The organism is Bacillus cereus group sp. BfR-BA-01441 (assembly GCF_022663075.1).
GTDB classification, from domain to species: domain Bacteria; phylum Bacillota; class Bacilli; order Bacillales; family Bacillaceae_G; genus Bacillus_A; species Bacillus_A cereus.
Genome location: NZ_JAKUEU010000018.1, coordinates 48,432 through 66,618 on the forward strand (window position 1 = coordinate 48,432; position 18,187 = coordinate 66,618).

The window sequence follows — 18,187 nt, forward strand, 5'->3', positions numbered from 1 at the left end:
TAAACTTTTATTGATGGTATTTATATATTTTTTTACTCATAAGAATGGAACTAGTGGGGATTTTACTGGGGGGGATTAACAATGCATAGGGATGAAACTTCATTACATCCGGATACAGGTGTTACATCTGTAATGTTTGTTGAGCGTTCATTAAATGAAATTCGTTTTTGGTCTAGAATCATGAAGGAGCATTCTTTTTTTCTTCGTTTAGGATTTAGGTGCGAGGATACTCAACTAATCGAAGAGGCGAATCAATTTTATCGATTGTTTGAACATATTGAACAAATAGCGCATTCCTATACAAATGAAACAGATCCTGAGCAAATAAAAAGATTTAATGCAGAAGTACAACAAGCCGCAACTAATATTTGGGGATTTAAACGAAAAATTTTAGGATTAATTCTCACATGTAAATTGCCAGGACAAAATAACTTTCCACTTTTAGTTGACCATACAAGTAGGGAAGCTGATTATTTTAGAAAACGTTTAATACAATTAAATGAAGGTAAATTAGATGCGCTTCCTGATGCTATTATTAAAGAAAATGTTTTCTTTTTACGGATTATGGCAGACCATGCTAAATTTATTGGCCATCTTCTTGATCCATCGGAAAGAAAGCTTGTAGATACAGCACGGGATTTTAGCAATGATTTTGATGAATTGATGTATCAAGCAATTGACTTAGAATCTATGAAACCACAATCCCAAACAGCCCCTCTTTTAGATCAATTTTTAGATCAAAATCGTGTGTCGGTTGCATCTCTTCGGGATTTTAAGAAAACAGCACGTGATTTAATTGAGCAATGTAAAATAAAGAGTATCATTCATCCGTTATTAGCAGACCATGTTTTCCGTGAAGCTGATAGATTTCTTGAAATCATTGATATGTATGATGTTCATCTTACAAATATTCAATCACAACCTAGATATTAGAAGATAAGGAAAGATAGTATTTTACTTTCGATTGAGCAGTTAACAATTTATTGTTAGCTTCTTTTCTTTGTGATTAAAATTTTCTTTTAAGGACTACATAAATCCTTTTGACCAAATATGTAATTCTTTGTAAAATGTTATATATGGAAAGATTATGAATATACAGGAAATCTATGGGTAGTAGATTTTAATAAATTACTCGGGGGAAATTTATTAATTAAGTATATTAACTTTTTCACATTAAATTTTACAACTAAAGGGGTAGTAGTAATCATGAAGGCAAAGAAATTAGTAAGTTTAGCATTACCAGTTATGTTATTGAGCGGTTGTATTACAATTGAAACTGATGGTAAGAAAGCTGAAACAAAGAAAGAAGAGACGCAAAAGGTAGAGAAAGAGAATAAGACTTCTGAAAAAGAGAGTAAGTCAACTGATAGCAAGAAAGAGGATAGCTTATCTGTAGCGAAAGGTGAAGGTACAAACAGTAGTTCATCAAGTAGTCAACCAAGTTCTTCTTCAACTTCTTCACCTGGTAAGGTAACTGGTTCAGATGTTGAAAGGTACAAGGCAGATATCATAAATAGTGCTACTCAAATTGAAGATACAATGAAATTAATTGAAGGAATAGCAGATTCAGACGTAAAATCATACAAACAAAAGAAAAGTGAAGTACAACTAAGTTTAGGTGGAGCAAAGGCAACAACGAAGAAACTGAAGAATTTACAAGCGCCCCCTGAGTTACAGGGAGAACAGGCGAAGATAAAGCAATCGATGGAACTGTATGCGGATTGTTTTCAACTTCTCTTTGATGCATTGGACCAAGAAGACGAAAGTAAAATGCATCAATCAGTAAGTAAAGCACAAGAAGGTTCGAAACTGTTTGAAGAGGCAGCGAAGAGTATCGGTAGTAAAACTAACTAAGAATACATTAATGTAAGGGGTATGAGGTATGAAAGTGAAGAAACTAATAGCTGCTGCAGTTTCAGTTACATTGTTAATATCGTGACTTTATTTCAAACTCGCCTGCTACTTAATATATTTTTACTACATATAGAAAAGAAACCCTAACTTCATTTTTTATAGTGAATTTAGATTAATTACGAAGTAGTAATATTGAAGAATTATGAGATCGTTTTAAAAGCATTTCATTTAGTAGAGGAAGAACCAAATGGATGCTGTTAGCTATCACAAAAAGCCAATGTGCATATGCGAATGGAGACAAAGACAGGCCATAATATAGAAAAAATCTATATTATGGCCTGTTTTTATATGTACTTTGGTTTTCTTGAATATATGTATTTTTAGATAATCAAATAGATTAACGTAAAAATGAAAATGTAATTGATTTTTACTAGAGAGTAATTTATATTTAAATAATATAATATATAGTTTTAATATTATTAGGAGGGATGTATTATGAAAAAAAGTAAATTTCTTAATTTAACAACGGCCGCCACACTAAGTTTAAGCCTTTTATTCACAGGAGCTGTATCCGCCGCTACTGAAGAAAATTTCAGTCCAAAACAAATTAGTTTAGATAAAGTTACATCTGAAAAAATTGATATGTATCAACTAAATCAAATTCAAGATACATTTACAAAAAACACTGAAAATCAGGTAACTTTTTATTGGAAAAATACACAAGGTATAGAGGAAGCAATTGATCTATCTGTTCGAACAGATGCTAGAGGAAATATAACTTCCGTAAACGAAGTCACTACACATGACAACCTAGTTGATTCTCTAGTTAAAAAGAAAAAACCAGGGAAACCAGGGAAAGGTTCGAGTCCAAAGGTACCATATAAATTAAATGGTGGAACAAATAAATCTAACTTTATTAACGAACACGCTTATAATAGACATAAATATAATCCAAAAGAAAAATCTACTTCTAGCAAAACTCAGTATGGTCGAGATGTTGACGTGAAGAAGTTAAGGGAGGAAACAATGCATAATTATGAAAATAAGTGGAGTCAAACGGATAACAAGGGTAACAGAACAACAACTTATGCTAAACAATTTGATGGTAATATAAGCACTTCTGATTCATCAACAAGTCATCATAGGGTTATAATCAATCATTCTGACTCATCAAGAAGTACACAATTCCCATTGTACTTAAAGAACTAACATGAATACAAAAAAATTTCAAACCTATGTGGCGTTGTCAACAAAAGACTGGAGTGCTGAAACATTTGTAAGAACCTTAGAAGAGATTGTATCTTCGGCAAAAGAATATGAAAATGATTATATTGAAGTCCATCAAGTACTAGAAATGGTAGTAACAGAAGTTGAAGTTGAGTATGTAATCATTCTAAATCATACGAGAAACTTAGATGATTTGGGGAAATACCTTAAATAATAATTTTTAAATACTGTTTATAAAAAGGAATGCTGTTCTATTTGGATAGAATGGTATTCCTTTTTGTCGCTGTTAATAATATAAGGGATTTTGATATGGAATTTTAAAAAGAGAGTGTTAATATTGGCCCTCTAAAAAAGGGTGTAATCAGTATGACAAAGGAAAGACTTTTGGACACTTTACGTAAAAAAAAGAAAACGCCCTCTGTTAATCTTTCTGAAACAGAGGGCGTTTTTTGCATTTTACTTAAAGTTTTTGTTGTCCATCTTCTGTTTTAAATAGTAATGGGTAGTAGACTGTTAGAGCGAAAATTGCCGAATCTATAGTAAAAGTAACCATTCAAAGCCCAATTCATACACTATGATGGAGGCTTTTTACTTCATAACCGGATGAAAAAGGAGTGTAATCATGAAGAAACGTACTGTTAATGAAGCAGGAGGGAATGTGCCACAACCAATCCGCAGCGACGGAGCAGGGGCGATTGATTCTGGACCTCGTAATGTTATGCGGGATATTCAAAATCCGAATATGCTTGTTCCGCCTATAACGGATGCAGGGTTAGTTCCTAACTTGAAGTTTTCATTCTCGGACACTTCTATGATTTTGAAACAAGGGGGGTGGTCTCGGGAGATTACTGTTCGAGAACTACCGGTTTCGACGACGATTGCAGGAGTAAATATGAGTTTAACGGCCGGTGGAGTACGAGAACTACATTGGCATAAAGAAGCGGAATGGGCGTATATGCTTTTAGGACGGGCACGCATAACGGCTGTTGATCAAAATGGACGGAATTTTATTGCTGATGTTGGACCAGGTGATCTTTGGTATTTTCCGCCTGGTATTCCGCATTCCATTCAAGGATTGGAACATTGTGAATTTCTACTCGTTTTCGATGATGGACATTTTTCTGATTTATCTACTTTAGCTATTTCTGATTGGTTTGCGCATACGCCAAAAGAGGTGTTGTCGGCTAATTTTGGAGTACCTGAGAGTGCTTTTCGTTCTATCCCTTCAGATCAAGTTTATATTTATCAAGGAGAGGTGCCAGGTTCCCTTGAAAGTCAGGAAGTTCAATCACCGAAAGGAGAAGTTCCTTTAACATTTAAACATGAATTGTTAAAACAAAAGCCGATTAAGACGCCTGGTGGTAGCGTTCGAATTGTAGATTCCACAAATTTCCCTATTTCCAAAACAATCGCAGCAGCGCTCGTTGAGGTTGAGCCTGGTGGAATGAGAGAACTTCATTGGCACCCGAATAATGATGAATGGCAATATTATTTGACAGGGGAAGCGAGAATGACTGTGTTTCTTGGAAATGGTACCGCTCGTACATTTGATTATAGAGCTGGCGATGTCGGATATGTACCGTTTGCGACGGGGCATTATATTCAAAATACAGGTACCGAAACATTATGGTTTTTAGAGATGTTCAGAAGCAATCGTTTTGAAGATGTATCGTTAAATCAATGGATGGCACTGACTCCTAAAGAAATAGTGGAGAGTAATATACATGTTGGCCCGCAAGTAATGGATTCTCTGCGTAAGGAGAAGTGGCCTGTTGTGAAATATCCGGGGTTTTCATATAGTCCGAAAAGTGATGAGTAAAAATGAAAATTTGCGTTATTCTTTCTGGAGACTGATAAGAAGGGATGGCGTATTTTTTATGCCTAATCTAGTCTTTATCCCGCTATTTGCCGGGTAGTAAGCCCCCTACCTCAAAATTCAGCTGAAGTAAAGAAGTTAGGTGGGGGGGCTGTCCGTAAAAGCCCGATTGGTGAGGGCTGATTAAAGTTTCACTTTATTAGTATCCATTCTTTGTATTATTGTTCGGGAAATTATTATTGGAGCATAGTATAGGGAAGATACATATAAAATAGCGCCATTATAAGCTGTAACGCATAAGTTGCGCAGGAAATGCAACGATAACTCGCTTTACTCTTCATCATTTATTTGAACATAATGGGCATAGAGAGGTGATAAACACAGTATGATTTTTAGTGAGCGTTTAAAAGAAGAAAGGGAAAAAAGAAATTGGCCGCAAAATGATTTGGCTGAAAAACTTCATGTGAACAGGCAATCTGTTTCGAAATGGAGACGGAAAAGAACTATCCGAGCATTGAAATTATTATTCATTTAAGTGACCTGTTCGGTATTACGATGGATGAACTGCTAAGGAGTGATGAAGAATTGACGCAGAAAGTAATTGAAGATAGTAAGCAATTGGCGTATCCAAAATGGAAGGTGTTTTTGGATAGTCTATTTATGATAGGAGTATTTTTGTTTATTGCAAAAACCGTTGTATGGATGCTAAATAAGTTTGCTGGAGCAAGTATTACAATTGTAGCAGATGCGCCATATGTAATGAATCTTTTGCCCCTTGCATTCATGATTATAGGTGGTATAGGTTCCGATAAGTTGAAGAAAATATATAGATAAGAGAAAGATTTGAAAGAAATCCCCAACACTAGCTGTTCTTTTCACTTAAATTGTGTACTATAAAGGATAGGATGATATAAAGAAGGGGACATATAGAATGGAATTTCATGAACAGAAGATTTTGCCGGCAGTGAGGCAAATTAAAGATTTGGAAAAGCTATTACATAGTTCGTATGAATATATTGTTATTTTAGATATTCATGTCGGCCAATTGAAGAGTGTTATATCGCTTGCGAAGCAATATTGTAAAAAGGTGTTTTTACATGTGGATTTAATTCATGGTTTGCAGAGTGATGGGCATGCGACGGAATATTTATGTCAGGAGTTTAGACCGTACGGGTTACTTTCAACAAAGGCGAGCGTTATTATGAAGGCGAAGCAAAAAGGTGTTGTGGCAATACAACGCATCTTTTTAATCGATTCGAGTGCGATGGAGAAGAGCTGCAATCTTTTAGATAAGACGAAACCGGATTATATTGAGGTACTTCCTGGAGCATTAACGGACGTTATCGCTGAAGTGAAAGAGCGTACTGGTGTACCGATTTTAGCAGGTGGTTTTATTCGTACTGTAGAAGATGTGGAAAGAGCATTAAACGCTGGTGCGACAGCAATTACGACATCAAAACGTGAACTATGGAAACATTACCAAAAAAAGTGACGAAAATGTGAATTTTTTCGTTGACACCGCTTTCATTTACGGTTAACATTATAGACAAGTTAATAAACGTGACGGAGAAAAGTAGAGATCCACATTTCATTGTTTCTATATAAATTTATATAGAAGCGTGCAAGCTGTGGGTCTTTTTCTTTTGACAAAAACGAATGGCCATTCATTTTACCTCTATCACATTTGAAAGCGTTTAAATTGATTGTGGAGGGATACTATGTCAGCATTTTTAGGAGAGTTAATAGGGACTGCGTTGTTAATCGTACTTGGTGGCGGCGTTTGTGCTGGTGTAAGTTTAAAGAAATCGTTTGCGAAAGATTCAGGTTGGATTGTTATTACAATGGGCTGGGGCTTAGCAGTAGCGGTTGCAGCGTATGCGGTTGGATCAATTAGTGGGGCACATTTGAATCCAGCGTTAACGATAGGATTAGCATTTAAGGGAGCGTTCCCATGGAGTGACGTACCAGGTTATATCGTAGCACAAATGATTGGGGCAATTATCGGGGCAGTTATCGTATATTTACATTACTTACCACACTGGAAAGAAACAGAAGATCCAGGAACAAAGTTAGGTGTATTTGCAACAGGTCCAGCAATTCCGAACACATTTGCAAACCTTTTAAGTGAAATGATTGGAACATTCGTTTTAGTATTTGGTATATTAGCAATTGGTGCAAATAAATTTGCAGATGGATTAAATCCATTTATCGTAGGTTTCTTAATTGTAAGTATTGGTTTATCATTAGGTGGGACAACAGGATACGCAATTAACCCAGCGCGTGATTTAGGTCCGCGTATCGCACACTTCTTCCTTCCGATTGCAGGAAAAGGCGGTTCAAACTGGAAGTATGCATGGATTCCAGTAGTTGGTCCAATTTTAGGTGGATCACTTGCAGGTTTATTCCATCAAGTTGTATTTGAAGGAAAACAAAATTCAGCACTTATTTATGTGATTATCGCAACTGTGATTGTACTAGCAATCTCTTATATGACAAGTAAAAAAAGCGGAAGCAATACAAATAGTAGAAAAGTAGCATAAGGGGGAAACCGATATGAAAAAATATATTCTTTCATTAGACCAAGGAACAACAAGCTCACGCGCAATTCTTTTCAATAAAAAAGGTGAAATTGTTCATTCAGCTCAAAAAGAGTTTACACAACATTTTCCAAAGCCAGGCTGGGTAGAGCATAATGCACAAGAAATTTGGGGATCTATTTTAGCAGTTATCGCAACTTGCTTAAGCGAAGCGGATGTAAAACCAGAACAAATCGCTGGTATCGGTATTACGAACCAACGTGAAACAACGGTTGTATGGGATAAAACAACTAGTAAACCAATTTACAACGCAATCGTATGGCAATCTCGCCAAACAGCTGAAATTTGTGATGAGTTAAAAGAAAAAGGTTATAGCGAAATGGTTCGCGAAAAAACAGGTCTTTTAATTGATGCATACTTCTCTGGTACGAAAGTAAAATGGATTTTAGATAACGTTGAAGGTGCAAGAGAAAAAGCAGAAAACGGCGATCTATTATTCGGAACAATTGATTCGTGGCTTGTATGGAAACTATCTGGTGGTAAAGCACACGTAACAGATTACTCAAACGCATCACGTACGTTAATGTTTAACATTCACGACTTACAGTGGGATGATGAGCTTCTAGAAATGTTAACAGTACCAAAGAGCATGCTTCCGGAAGTGCGTCCATCATCTGAAATTTACGGAGAAACAATTGATTACCACTTCTTCGGCCAAAATGTACCGATTGCAGGTGTAGCTGGTGACCAACAAGCAGCATTATTTGGACAAGCTTGTTTCGGTGAAGGTATGGCGAAAAATACTTACGGAACTGGTTGCTTCATGTTAATGAACACAGGTGAAAAAGCAGTAGCTTCTGAGCACGGTCTATTAACAACAATTGCATGGGGAATAGATGGTAAAGTAAACTACGCATTAGAAGGAAGTATTTTCGTAGCGGGTTCTGCAATTCAATGGTTACGTGACGGAATGCGCATGTTTAAAGATGCAAGTGAGAGTGAAGTGTATGCGAGTCGCGTTGAATCAACTGACGGTGTATACGTTGTACCAGCATTCGTTGGACTAGGAACACCTTATTGGGATAGTGAAGTACGCGGCGCTATGTTTGGTGTAACGCGCGGTACGACGAAAGAGCATTTCATTCGTGCAACGCTAGAATCTTTAGCTTACCAAACGAAAGACGTATTATGCGCAATGGAAGCAGATTCAGGTATTGAGCTGAAAACATTACGCGTTGATGGCGGAGCAGTTAAAAATAACTTCTTAATGAAGTTCCAAAGTGATATTTTAGATGTTCCTGTAGAGCGTCCAGTAATCAACGAAACAACGGCTCTAGGTGCAGCATACTTAGCTGGTCTTGCGGTTGGATATTGGAAAAACCAAGATGAAATTAAAGAACAGTGGCATATGGACAAACGCTTTGAACCAACGATGGAAGCGAAAACAAGCGAAGAGCTATATGCTGGATGGAAAAAAGCAATTGAAGCAACAAAAGCTTTCAAATAATCATAAACAGTGTTATAATGGTGACAAGTTAATAATTCGGTAGGAGATTTGGAGAGACCACAACGCGCTATAGAGGCGAAATCTATAGCGGAGTTTGTGGTCTCTTTTTTCGTTATCAAAGGGAGGAATTACCATGAAATTTTCAAGTAAACAACGTAAAGACGTATTAAACGGAGTAAATAAACAAGAGTTAGATGTGATCGTAATTGGTGGAGGTATTACTGGTTCTGGTATTGCATTAGATGGAGCAACACGCGGGTTATCAACAATTGTGTTTGAAATGCAGGACTTTGCAGCAGGTACATCAAGTCGTTCAACGAAGCTTGTACACGGTGGTCTACGTTATTTAAAACAACTTGAAGTGAAAATGGTAGCAGAGGTGGGGAAAGAGCGTGCGATCGTATATGAGAACGGTCCCCATGTAACAACACCAGAGTGGATGTTACTTCCGTTCCATACAGGCGGTACGTTCGGATCATTTAGTACATCAATTGGTCTTCGTGTATACGACTTCTTAGCAGGTGTAAAACGAAGCGAGCGCAGAAAGATGTTTAACCGTGAAGAAACGCTAAACAAAGAGCCTCTTGTAAAAAAAGAAGGATTAAAAGGCGGCGGTTACTACGTAGAATATCGTACAGACGATGCGCGTCTTACAATTGAAGTAATGAAAGAAGCAATTGTGCATGGTGCGAAAGCTGTTAACTACGCAAAAGTAGACAGTTTCTTATATAAAGATGGAAAAGTATGCGGTGTACGTGTAATCGATTTACTAGACGGTGAAGTGTACGAAGTTTACGGTAAGAAAATTGTAAACGCAGCTGGCCCTTGGGTAGATACACTTCGTGAAAAAGATAACTCGAAAAAAGGGAAAGTACTTCAGTTATCAAAAGGTGTTCACTTAGTAATTGATCAAAAACGTTTCCCATTAGGTCAAGCGATTTACTTCGATACACCAGATAAACGTATGGTGTTCGCGATTCCTCGCGGAGGAAAAACATACGTAGGTACAACAGATACGTTCTATGATAAAGACGCAGCTGTACCACAAATGACAACAGAAGATCGCACATACATCATTAATGCGATTAACTACATGTTCCCAAGCGTGAAAATTACAGAGAAAGACATTGAATCAAGCTGGGCTGGTGTTCGTCCGTTAATTTATGAAGAAGGTAAGAGCGCATCTGAAATTTCTCGTAAAGATGAAATTTGGACTTCTGAATCTGGTTTAATTACAATCGCAGGTGGTAAATTAACTGGATACCGCAAAATGGCTGAAATGGTAGTAGACTATGTAACGAACTTACTACAAAAAGAAGGTCATAGCGCATATCCGAAGAGCGACACGAAACATATGCCAATCTCTGGTGGACATGTAGATGGTTCACACGGATTCCCAGCATTCGTTGCGAAAAAAGCTGGCGAAGGTACGAAATATGGTTTAACAACAGCACAAGCAGAAGAATTCGCGAAATTCTACGGCTCTAACGTTGACGTACTATTTGATTTAGCGAAAAAACATAAAGACGAAGTGAAAGAATACAACATGCCACTAGACGTTCTAATCCCGCTTGTATACGCAATGGATTACGAAATGACAGCAAAACCAGTTGACTTCTTCGTACGCCGCAGAGGCGCTGTATTCTTCAACATCCACTGGGTATACGAGTGGAAAGAAGCAGTAATCAACTACATGGCTGCGAAACTAGGCTGGAGCAAAGAAGAACAAATGAAATATACAGCTGAACTAGAAAAAGCACTAACAGACGCTGTAATTCCTGTAGATCAACAAGAACAGGCAGCTGCGTTAGCATAAAATAGAGAACCACCTGAAGGGGAGCCTTTAGGTGGTTTTTTCTCTTGACTAAAAATAAATAAAATGTGTTACAATGATGATAGAGTATATAGTATGAATTTTGCATAAAATAAAAAAGACAGAAGCCTGAGAAACTTCTGCCTTTGTAACCTAACTTGCTATTGTGGTGGTAGTAGGTGCGGTTATAAGACAATTACATTAACGTTTTAGCCGAGAACCGCCCTTACCTTTTCCACGAAGCAGGGTGGTTCTCGCTTTTTTGTATACAGAAATTAGCCACGGACCGACGTATCTTCTACCGATGACAACGCCAGCTCCGGTTAGGATACCATACACTAATTTAATTACAAACATCGCGATTATATTATCACCTCCCCTTTTTTTCAAAATGGAAGAGATGACTGCCACACCTACTAGTTATAGCTTATTAAGTTACGTATTCATTGTATTATGTTTTAAAATAGGGAACAAGATATATGGATGAAAATTCCTGTTTTTAAGCAGAACATTAGTGTCAGGGGACAAGAAGTAAATAAATATTCATAAAAAAACGGTATGGACATCGCAATCTGTATTTTTTACACTAGCACACTTAGTACGTTTTGTTTCAAAAACATAAATAGATAGTATGTAGAGGGTTATGATAAATAACCCTCTTTTCGTGTTTAAATAAGTGCACTCTCTTTAATAGAAATACATAATTCAGAACGAGAAATTGATTCAGCTAGCTGGTGTAAATAGGCGTATTCTTCCGCGTCTTTTTCGGAAGTGTTAGGATCCAATAAAGGTGAAGAAAGAAGTACATCAATCGTAAGTATGTCTGTATCATGAGAGACGATGTTATAACCTGCAAATACAGGTCGTTTTAAGTCTTTTACTTTTTGAATCATTTGATGGAATTTCGTAACACTTATATGGGTTTGTGCGAATGGAAAGCATTTTTGGATTGGATTCTCGATGTTCTTTCTAATTTTATAATCGTATACATAGTAGTACTTTTCTTGCTGCTCGAGTGTTTGCAACTCTTTCGTGAATAAGTGGTATTTGTCTGTAAATCCAGTTGTGAGTGCACGATGTTCTTCGCCAACTAATAATGTGAAAGGTCTTGGTGAGGAGATTGAAATGGTGCGGACGTTTAAGTTAGTAAAAGTGTGATTAGATTGTAAAATGGTATGTAATTTTTCGGTAGGAAACTCGCCGTCATAAATAGCAATAAAATAATAGTTCATTGTTTCACTCCTTGCTTTTTTCTAAAATGATATATTCTACTTTAAAGGTGTAAGTCCTGCAAAAAAAGAAACACCTTGATTGTCATCAAGGTGTAATAAGCTCAAAACTATCCGAATCAGCCCCAAGTACAAAAGGACTAACCTCGCCAACACAATAAAGGTGCAATTCATGCATTGCGCGCGTACAAGCAGTATAGAACAATCTACGAACGCTCTCATCACTGTACACATCTTTAGATGCATCGTAAATAATAACAGCATCAAATTCGATACCTTTCGCTAAGTAAGCAGGGATCACGACAATACCTTGCTCATACTCGGCTGAGTTACTTTTCACAAGTTTAATATTCTCGATATGATTAAGTGCTTCATAGGCAGCGGCGCTTTCAGCTGCGGATTTACAGATGATTGCGATCGTATTGTGCTGCTCTGTTTGTAGTGCAGCAACTTTAGCAGTAATATGTTCGTGTAGTTCGTTGTGATTAGCTACTTTCGTCACTGTAGGTTTCGCGCCGTCACGTTCAAAGGCGTGAATGTTCTTCCCTTCCGGTACGAGAGCACGTGTAAATTCAATAATCGGTTTTGTTGAGCGATAGCTACGAGTTAAGTTAATGCCGTTTGTTTCGTCTGGCCCGTATAAATTCGTAAGTGTATCGAAATTCACCGTTTCACTCGCATGGGCAAATATCGCTTGGTTAAAGTCTCCGAGTACCGTCATTCTTGCAGCAGGGAAGAGACGTTTTAAAAACTCGAACTGGAACGGAGAGTAATCTTGCGCTTCATCTACGAGTACGTGTTTAATCGATCTGTTCGTTTGGAAGCCTTCAATTAATTCTTTTAAAAGTAAAAATGGAGTCGCATCCTCGTAATATAGCTTTCCTTCATCAAGCATGTTTACTGTTAATGAGCAAATGTCATCCCACTCTTTCGGTTTTTCCCCAGTAACCCATGATGCATCTGTGAAGAGCTGTTTATATATGCCTGTGAAATTGATGAAACGCAATGTTTGAACGCCTTTACGAAGCAGCTTCATTTTTTTACGGACAATCATACGCCCAAGTACTCTTGTTTCTTTCTCAAAGTCTTGAAAGGAGTTGTCGTCAAACTCGCCTTTTTTCTGTAAATATTTATAAGCCTTTTGGTATTCATCTTTACTAAGTAATTCAATTTCCTCTTCTACCCAAGGTTTTTTCAGTTCTGCTTTTTCAAGTGCATCTATTTGCTTATTTAGCCAATCCGTTAACTTCTCAATTCGACTATGGAAGCGGAGGGAGGAGTCAGTATTATAAAATTGCTCTGTAATTTCTTTAGCTGAGGCAATCAGTTTTCCTCTAAATTTCATTCCTCTAAATAGCATGCCTGAAGATTCAAGAGATTGTCTGTACGCTCTAATCATCTCGAAAAATTGAGTGGATGCTTTAAATCGGATGCTCACATTTCTCGTTTTATAGGTAGGGCTATTCGTTTCAGTTAACATATATTCCAATTGCTCATAAGGGTCTTCAACATCAAATGACTTACTCAGTCTATGATTTAAATATTCTTGGAATGTCACTTGCTGCATATTTTCTTCACCGAGTTCAGGTAGTACGTTAGAAACGTAGCTATTGAACATAGAGTTAGGGGAGAAGAGAATAATTTGATCCGCTTTTAGCCATTCGCGATATTTATATAGTAAGTAGGCGATTCGCTGCAGGGCAGCTGACGTTTTACCACTACCAGCAGCTCCTTGCACGATAAGGAGTCGGCCTTCATCGTGACGAATAATTTCATTTTGTTCACGCTGAATTGTAGCGACGATACTTTGCATATGTTTGTTCGTACCTTTTCCGAGCGCTTGTTGCAAGATTTCATCGCCAATTGTAAGGCTCGTATCGAACATAGAATCAATCTCGCCATTTTGAATAATGTATTGTAATTTTTTCTCCACATTACCGTGGATTACGCCTCCTGGTGTACTGTACTCAGCTGGTCCTGGTGGATAATCGTAGTATACACTCGAAATAGGTGCGCGCCAGTCATATATAAGAAAGTTTTCTCCGCTAGCATCCGTAAGTGTAGCAACACCGATATAAATTTGATCCGCAGCAGATTCTCCTTCTTCTTTGAAATCAATTCGTCCAAAATAAGGTGCTTTATGCATGCGTCTTAATGCGGCAAGTCGATTAAAGGTATGCTTATGGGTAATTTGTGTGACAGCTAGTGACTGAGCTTGTTGTCTTAAGTTGATAACTGTTTCAAGATAATCATCAAAAGTATCCGTGTTCACTTTCACATCATCCCAAAAGTGTTTACGAATATTGATTACTTCTGCCCGGCGTCTGCCAGTTTCGTTTTCCAGTTTATCAATTTGCTCCGTAATTGTCTCGATTACGGTATCCAATCTTTTTTGCTCTAAATCAAGTTTTTTGTTCATACGGTAAGCACTCCTTTAAAAGTGAAAAATAGAGGTTGACTGAAGATGTGTTTTGGTGTACAATTAAAATACGGATAAATACGTTCCTTTTATTTTAGAAAGCGTGTTTCTGTACTAATTTAACATAGTTTTTGAATTTAATCAATGATAATAAGATAAACCTTGGTTCTGCGTGGCGTGGATCAAGGTTTTTTTGTGTTTTTCTTTAAGGAAGAATTGCAATTTTATTGAGGAGAATGTAAGTAAAGCAAAGAAGAAAATCAGGAATAGGGGGATACTGATGCAAAAATATTTTGAGGAAGCACATCGTTTTTGTTCTCGTAATAAAAAGTACTTAGAAAAGGATGTTATATGTGGTTGTTTCTATTGTTTAGAAATTTTCCATCCAGAAAAAATTACAGAGTGGTGGGATGATGATAACACAGCAATTTGTCCGCATTGCGGGATTGACTCTATTATAGGAGAAAGTTCTGGATTTAAAATTACAGAAATGTTTTTAAGTGAAATGCATAAAAGATGGTTTTAGTTAAACGAATGAAAAAATAAACTTTCGTTAACGAAGAGGATACATAAAAAAGCTCGGGCCTAAGCCCAAGCTTTTTACTTCATTATTTCTTTTCTTCTTTTTTATCGTCAGCTTTTTTCTCTTCGAAAAGATCTTTTAAATCTTTATCGTCAACTTTTACGTCAGCTTTTTTGATTTCTTTCATCATAAGATCATTCATGAATGCAGCATCTTGTGCTTTCTTCTGAACTAGATCTTTTTTGATGTCGCCTTTTACTTCATCAAATGGTTTTTGTTCTTTAATGTCTGTTACTTTAATGATGTGGTAACCGAATTGTGATTTCACAGGTTCGCTTACTTCATCTTTTTTCAGCTTGTAAGCAGCATCTTCGAATTCTTTAACCATTTTACCAGCAGTAAAGTAGCCAAGGTCTCCGCCTTTTTCTTTTGAACCAGTATCTTCAGAGTATTGTTTCGCTAACTCTTCGAAAGATTTACCTTGTCCAAGTTCTTCTTTTACCTTTTTCGCAGTAGCTTCATCTTTTACAAGAATGTGGCTTGCTTTAATTTCAGGCTTGTAGTTTTCTTTTAGTTCTTTATCAGTGATTGTTTTCTCGATAGCTTTTTCTTGAGCTAATTGAGCACGCACACCAGTTTTTATAGTTTCTTCTTTAATACCTTGTTGTTTTAATAGTGTATCGAATTGATCACCGTATTGTTTTTTCATTTCATCGAACTTTTTGTCTACATCTTTGTCTTCAACTTTGTAGTTTTTAATAAGTACTTTTTCCATAACCATGTTGTTTAGTACTTGTTTACCAGCTTGTGTCTTCATTTGATCGTAGAATTCTTCTTTTGTAATGTCACCAGCTTTAGATGTAACAATTTTGTCTGATGATGATGTTCCACATGCTGATAATGCGATTACACTTGTTGCGGCTAAGGCAAGCATAGCTTTCTTCATTCGATAAACACTCCTACTATTATGTATTTTTAATTTATCCTACACCAATGAATTTTGATTCATAAGAGCCCGATTAAGTCTCACTGATACTTTTGCTTTTTTATATTGGTAAAGCGCGCTTAACAGGGCTTACCGAGGCTGAGGATAAAGTTTTGATGAATGTTTTGTTCTATAGTATAAGCAATATGTACAAAATTTAATATATCATATTTCGAACCGTTTTCATATTGATAAAGAAAAATTAACCAGCACGTGTCAGATTTTGAAAGTGTGCCATATTGGGCGTATGCCGCATATACAGAATAGAGGAGGGGATGGGGATGAATTCTCAACTTATTTTATTACTTGTACTGTTTATTTTATTGGTTATTGTAGGTATAATTTGCTTATAGAGGAAAAAAGTGAGGAAGGGGCTTTCCTTCCTCACTTTCCATGAAATATAATTTCTATATAACTAGAAATTAATAAAATTGTTATACATACATTAATAACCCGAAAGACACCGGGCTGGCGGCTCGCAGCTATTTGTTTTCGTTCACACAGTGTATGTGTCATGAAATTCGTGTAAAATATAACAAGAAGTGCAAATGCGACAAAAACAACTGTTATAAGTGTCATGAGGCGAGACCTCCTTTTGGCTAAAATACATATACATATATTGTATCACACGATATTTTGTTCGTGTTACAAAATTCAGAAATAGAAGACTTTGTGTTAGAAAGTGAGGGAGAAAATGGACGTTGTTAGAAGATTAGAACAAGCTGAATACTATGTAGACCTACTATTTAAAATGATTGATGAAGAGAAGTGTCCATTTTATTCTTTGATCATAAAGAAAAAAGCTCGTAAAAAAGATATTGAACGTATACTAAATCTTTGTGAAAAACTGAACGAGCAATATGTAGTGGAGAAAGCAGAAGGGCTTCTTTTGTTCGATGCGCTGTTAGATCAATTTGAAAAAGCGCTTCCACATCAGCTCGAAGTACACGAAACTGCGGAAGCGCTAGCAAAACAGGGTTTATTTAAGCCGCTTATGAATGAATTCTTAAGCATGATTGCGAAAAAATAAATAGATTATTTCTTAACTAACTTTTGATCGGATTCTGTAAAGTTCTCTTCAATATCTTCTAATGATTTCTCAAAAATATCGATAAAGTCTTGTCCGTAAATATTACGCAGGATTGCAATCAGTTCGATATTTTCTGGGAACTTCCCATAAAAATTACGAAGTGCAAGAGCCCCATTAAACACTGAATTATTTTCAGGATCATACTCCTCCATTAAGCGAAGTAGTAATTCTTCCCCTTTGTCTGTAATTTCAATGTACGTATTTCGTTTATCATCTTCCTTTTTTGAGAATACAAGATAGCCGCGTTCTTCTAGCTTTTTAGAGAAGTTAAATGCCGTTGATACGTGCATAACTCCAAACTTAGCAATCTCAGAAATAGAAGCCCCTTTTAAATGATAAGCGATTGTTAAAATATGATGTTCATTAATATTTAAATCGTAAGGTTTAATCCACTGCTGCCAATCTTTCTCTACACATTTCCATAACGCTTTCGATAATTGAGCAATGCGTTGGCTGAAAATCATCGCTTCTTTTACCGAGTAATCTTTTTCTCCACTTTTCATTTACTCACCCACTTTAACATTCTTTTTCATTACTATCTATTATGCCAGTAAAATAAAAATTAATAAAGTCTTTTTGTAAGAATTGTGAAAATTTTTTAACAAAATGACATTCTATACAAATCATGCATAACTATGGAAGCGTTTTATGAGTCGTGAATACATGCGTTGTCCTTACATGTTAATTGATAACATATATTGTAAATGCATAAAAACACGGCATATCTATACGATATGCCGTGTCAAGGTCAATTTATATAAAAAATATTTGTTATATGCAAAAAACTAAGCAGGAATTTGTTTACGCTTTTTCTGGAACAGCTTCTTGCAGTTTCTCAATTGACTTTTGGATGTCCAAAATTTCTTTCTCAATATGGCGCTTGTTTTGAGAAATATCTTGTTTCCAATTAGAAAGCGTGTCTTGCATGTCATCTTTTAGTTCTTGAAACACTTCTTTACCTTCTGAAGCAGTTTCAACAATTTGACGCTTTAATAATTTCGTATCAGCTGTAATATCAGCTAAAGTCTTTTTAATATCATTTCCTTTTTCTTTTAACTTGCCGCGCATGTCTTTACCAGAAGAAGGAGTTGAGAAAAGAACGGCTAGTCCAGCAACTGCTCCGCCGCAAATAACACCTGTAATAAAGGATTTAGCTTTTGACATAAAAGGAGACCTCCTTATTTTTT

Annotated in this window: 18 protein-coding genes and 1 pseudogene; 12 read left to right on the forward strand and 7 right to left on the reverse strand. The window is 36.4% G+C overall.

The features are described 5' to 3' along the window. The first annotated feature begins 81 nt into the window (after nucleotides 1–81). From MR107_RS10385 to glpD, 10 genes and pseudogenes are all read left to right on the forward strand, one after another. Nucleotides 82–933: a DUF2935 domain-containing protein gene (locus MR107_RS10385; RefSeq protein ID WP_242292342.1), complete on the forward strand. Its 852-nt coding sequence runs from the start codon at nucleotides 82–84 to the stop codon at nucleotides 931–933. Between the two features lie 273 nt (nucleotides 934–1,206). Continuing rightward, on the forward strand, nucleotides 1,207–1,854 hold the full coding sequence (locus MR107_RS10390; RefSeq protein ID WP_074555678.1) for a DUF7018 domain-containing (lipo)protein: 648 nt from the start codon (nucleotides 1,207–1,209) through the stop codon (nucleotides 1,852–1,854). Between the two features lie 495 nt (nucleotides 1,855–2,349). Continuing rightward, a complete protein-coding gene (locus tag MR107_RS10395; protein WP_074555524.1) occupies nucleotides 2,350–3,063 on the forward strand; it encodes a hypothetical protein in 714 nt (237 codons plus the stop codon). Between the two features lies 1 nt (nucleotide 3,064). After that, nucleotides 3,065–3,295: a hypothetical protein gene (locus tag MR107_RS10400; protein ID WP_001093032.1), complete on the forward strand. Its 231-nt coding sequence runs from the start codon at nucleotides 3,065–3,067 to the stop codon at nucleotides 3,293–3,295. A gap of 408 nt (nucleotides 3,296–3,703) precedes the next feature. Beyond that, the gene (locus MR107_RS10405; protein WP_049107799.1) at nucleotides 3,704–4,900 is read left to right on the forward strand and encodes an oxalate decarboxylase family bicupin; all 1,197 of its coding nucleotides are present in this window, start codon (nucleotides 3,704–3,706) and stop codon (nucleotides 4,898–4,900) included. 382 nt (nucleotides 4,901–5,282) lie between these two features. Then, a pseudogene (locus MR107_RS10410) lies at nucleotides 5,283–5,731 on the forward strand (helix-turn-helix domain-containing protein). A gap of 97 nt (nucleotides 5,732–5,828) precedes the next feature. Beyond that, complete coding sequence (gene glpP, locus MR107_RS10415) at nucleotides 5,829–6,389, forward strand: glycerol uptake operon antiterminator GlpP (protein ID WP_000394285.1); 561 nt, start codon at nucleotides 5,829–5,831, stop codon at nucleotides 6,387–6,389. A 226-nt stretch (nucleotides 6,390–6,615) separates the two neighbouring features. Beyond that, entirely contained in the window at nucleotides 6,616–7,437 is an 822-nt protein-coding gene (gene glpF / locus MR107_RS10420; protein ID WP_001272200.1) for a glycerol uptake facilitator protein GlpF, read from the forward strand. Between the two features lie 13 nt (nucleotides 7,438–7,450). Next, nucleotides 7,451–8,941: a glycerol kinase GlpK gene (gene glpK / locus MR107_RS10425; RefSeq protein ID WP_000760011.1), complete on the forward strand. Its 1,491-nt coding sequence runs from the start codon at nucleotides 7,451–7,453 to the stop codon at nucleotides 8,939–8,941. Nucleotides 8,942–9,074: 133 nt separating this feature from the next. Continuing rightward, the gene (gene glpD / locus MR107_RS10430) at nucleotides 9,075–10,757 is read left to right on the forward strand and encodes an aerobic glycerol-3-phosphate dehydrogenase (RefSeq protein ID WP_242292343.1); all 1,683 of its coding nucleotides are present in this window, start codon (nucleotides 9,075–9,077) and stop codon (nucleotides 10,755–10,757) included. A 198-nt stretch (nucleotides 10,758–10,955) separates the two neighbouring features. On the opposite strand, the gene MR107_RS10435 is transcribed toward glpD, so the two are convergent. The 3 genes from MR107_RS10435 to helD all read right to left on the reverse strand — a co-directional run bounded on the left by MR107_RS10435 (nucleotide 10,956) and on the right by helD (nucleotide 14,402). Beyond that, nucleotides 10,956–11,165, reverse strand: a complete 210-nt coding sequence (locus MR107_RS10435) for a hypothetical protein (RefSeq protein WP_242292352.1) — start codon at nucleotides 11,163–11,165, stop codon at nucleotides 10,956–10,958. Between the two features lie 257 nt (nucleotides 11,166–11,422). Continuing rightward, entirely contained in the window at nucleotides 11,423–11,986 is a 564-nt protein-coding gene (locus tag MR107_RS10440; RefSeq protein WP_242292344.1) for a hypothetical protein, read from the reverse strand. Between the two features lie 85 nt (nucleotides 11,987–12,071). Next, the gene (helD, locus tag MR107_RS10445) at nucleotides 12,072–14,402 is read right to left on the reverse strand and encodes an RNA polymerase recycling motor HelD (RefSeq protein WP_242292345.1); all 2,331 of its coding nucleotides are present in this window, start codon (nucleotides 14,400–14,402) and stop codon (nucleotides 12,072–12,074) included. 280 nt (nucleotides 14,403–14,682) lie between these two features. Between helD and MR107_RS10450 the strand changes: the two genes are divergently transcribed. Next, complete coding sequence (locus MR107_RS10450) at nucleotides 14,683–14,928, forward strand: cytoplasmic protein (RefSeq protein WP_242292346.1); 246 nt, start codon at nucleotides 14,683–14,685, stop codon at nucleotides 14,926–14,928. Nucleotides 14,929–15,010: 82 nt separating this feature from the next. Here MR107_RS10450 and prsA read toward each other — a convergent pair whose 3' ends face one another. Further along, nucleotides 15,011–15,871 (reverse strand): peptidylprolyl isomerase PrsA, encoded by an 861-nt coding sequence (gene prsA / locus MR107_RS10455; protein ID WP_000710058.1) that lies wholly within the window; start codon nucleotides 15,869–15,871, stop codon nucleotides 15,011–15,013. 423 nt (nucleotides 15,872–16,294) lie between these two features. After that, nucleotides 16,295–16,489 carry a hypothetical protein gene (locus tag MR107_RS10460; RefSeq protein WP_000172690.1) on the reverse strand — a complete coding sequence of 65 codons (195 nt, stop codon included), beginning with the start codon at nucleotides 16,487–16,489 and terminating at the stop codon, nucleotides 16,295–16,297. A gap of 115 nt (nucleotides 16,490–16,604) precedes the next feature. On the opposite strand from MR107_RS10460, the gene MR107_RS10465 reads away from it, so the two are divergent. Then, a complete protein-coding gene (locus tag MR107_RS10465) occupies nucleotides 16,605–16,940 on the forward strand; it encodes a DUF1878 family protein (protein ID WP_000383655.1) in 336 nt (111 codons plus the stop codon). Nucleotides 16,941–16,945: 5 nt separating this feature from the next. On the opposite strand, the gene MR107_RS10470 is transcribed toward MR107_RS10465, so the two are convergent. Then, nucleotides 16,946–17,503: an HTH-type transcriptional regulator Hpr gene (locus MR107_RS10470; RefSeq protein ID WP_000834924.1), complete on the reverse strand. Its 558-nt coding sequence runs from the start codon at nucleotides 17,501–17,503 to the stop codon at nucleotides 16,946–16,948. A 298-nt stretch (nucleotides 17,504–17,801) separates the two neighbouring features. After that, entirely contained in the window at nucleotides 17,802–18,164 is a 363-nt protein-coding gene (locus tag MR107_RS10475; RefSeq protein ID WP_000030302.1) for a YtxH domain-containing protein, read from the reverse strand. Between the last annotated feature and the right edge of the window lie 23 nt (nucleotides 18,165–18,187).

Coding starts and splice junctions, on each gene's coding strand:
- glpP (WP_000394285.1), top strand. CDS start 5,829: ATGGAATTTCATGAACAGAAGATTTTGCCGGCAGTGAGGCAAATTAAA.
- prsA (WP_000710058.1), bottom strand. CDS start 15,871: ATGAAGAAAGCTATGCTTGCCTTAGCCGCAACAAGTGTAATCGCATTA.
- MR107_RS10475 (WP_000030302.1), bottom strand. CDS start 18,164: ATGTCAAAAGCTAAATCCTTTATTACAGGTGTTATTTGCGGCGGAGCA.
- MR107_RS10470 (WP_000834924.1), bottom strand. CDS start 17,503: ATGAAAAGTGGAGAAAAAGATTACTCGGTAAAAGAAGCGATGATTTTC.
- MR107_RS10400 (WP_001093032.1), top strand. CDS start 3,065: ATGAATACAAAAAAATTTCAAACCTATGTGGCGTTGTCAACAAAAGAC.
- MR107_RS10405 (WP_049107799.1), top strand. CDS start 3,704: ATGAAGAAACGTACTGTTAATGAAGCAGGAGGGAATGTGCCACAACCA.
- MR107_RS10450 (WP_242292346.1), top strand. CDS start 14,683: ATGCAAAAATATTTTGAGGAAGCACATCGTTTTTGTTCTCGTAATAAA.
- MR107_RS10440 (WP_242292344.1), bottom strand. CDS start 11,986: ATGAACTATTATTTTATTGCTATTTATGACGGCGAGTTTCCTACCGAA.
- glpF (WP_001272200.1), top strand. CDS start 6,616: ATGTCAGCATTTTTAGGAGAGTTAATAGGGACTGCGTTGTTAATCGTA.
- MR107_RS10465 (WP_000383655.1), top strand. CDS start 16,605: ATGGACGTTGTTAGAAGATTAGAACAAGCTGAATACTATGTAGACCTA.
- MR107_RS10385 (WP_242292342.1), top strand. CDS start 82: ATGCATAGGGATGAAACTTCATTACATCCGGATACAGGTGTTACATCT.
- glpK (WP_000760011.1), top strand. CDS start 7,451: ATGAAAAAATATATTCTTTCATTAGACCAAGGAACAACAAGCTCACGC.
- helD (WP_242292345.1), bottom strand. CDS start 14,402: ATGAACAAAAAACTTGATTTAGAGCAAAAAAGATTGGATACCGTAATC.
- MR107_RS10460 (WP_000172690.1), bottom strand. CDS start 16,489: ATGACACTTATAACAGTTGTTTTTGTCGCATTTGCACTTCTTGTTATA.
- glpD (WP_242292343.1), top strand. CDS start 9,075: ATGAAATTTTCAAGTAAACAACGTAAAGACGTATTAAACGGAGTAAAT.
- MR107_RS10390 (WP_074555678.1), top strand. CDS start 1,207: ATGAAGGCAAAGAAATTAGTAAGTTTAGCATTACCAGTTATGTTATTG.
- MR107_RS10395 (WP_074555524.1), top strand. CDS start 2,350: ATGAAAAAAAGTAAATTTCTTAATTTAACAACGGCCGCCACACTAAGT.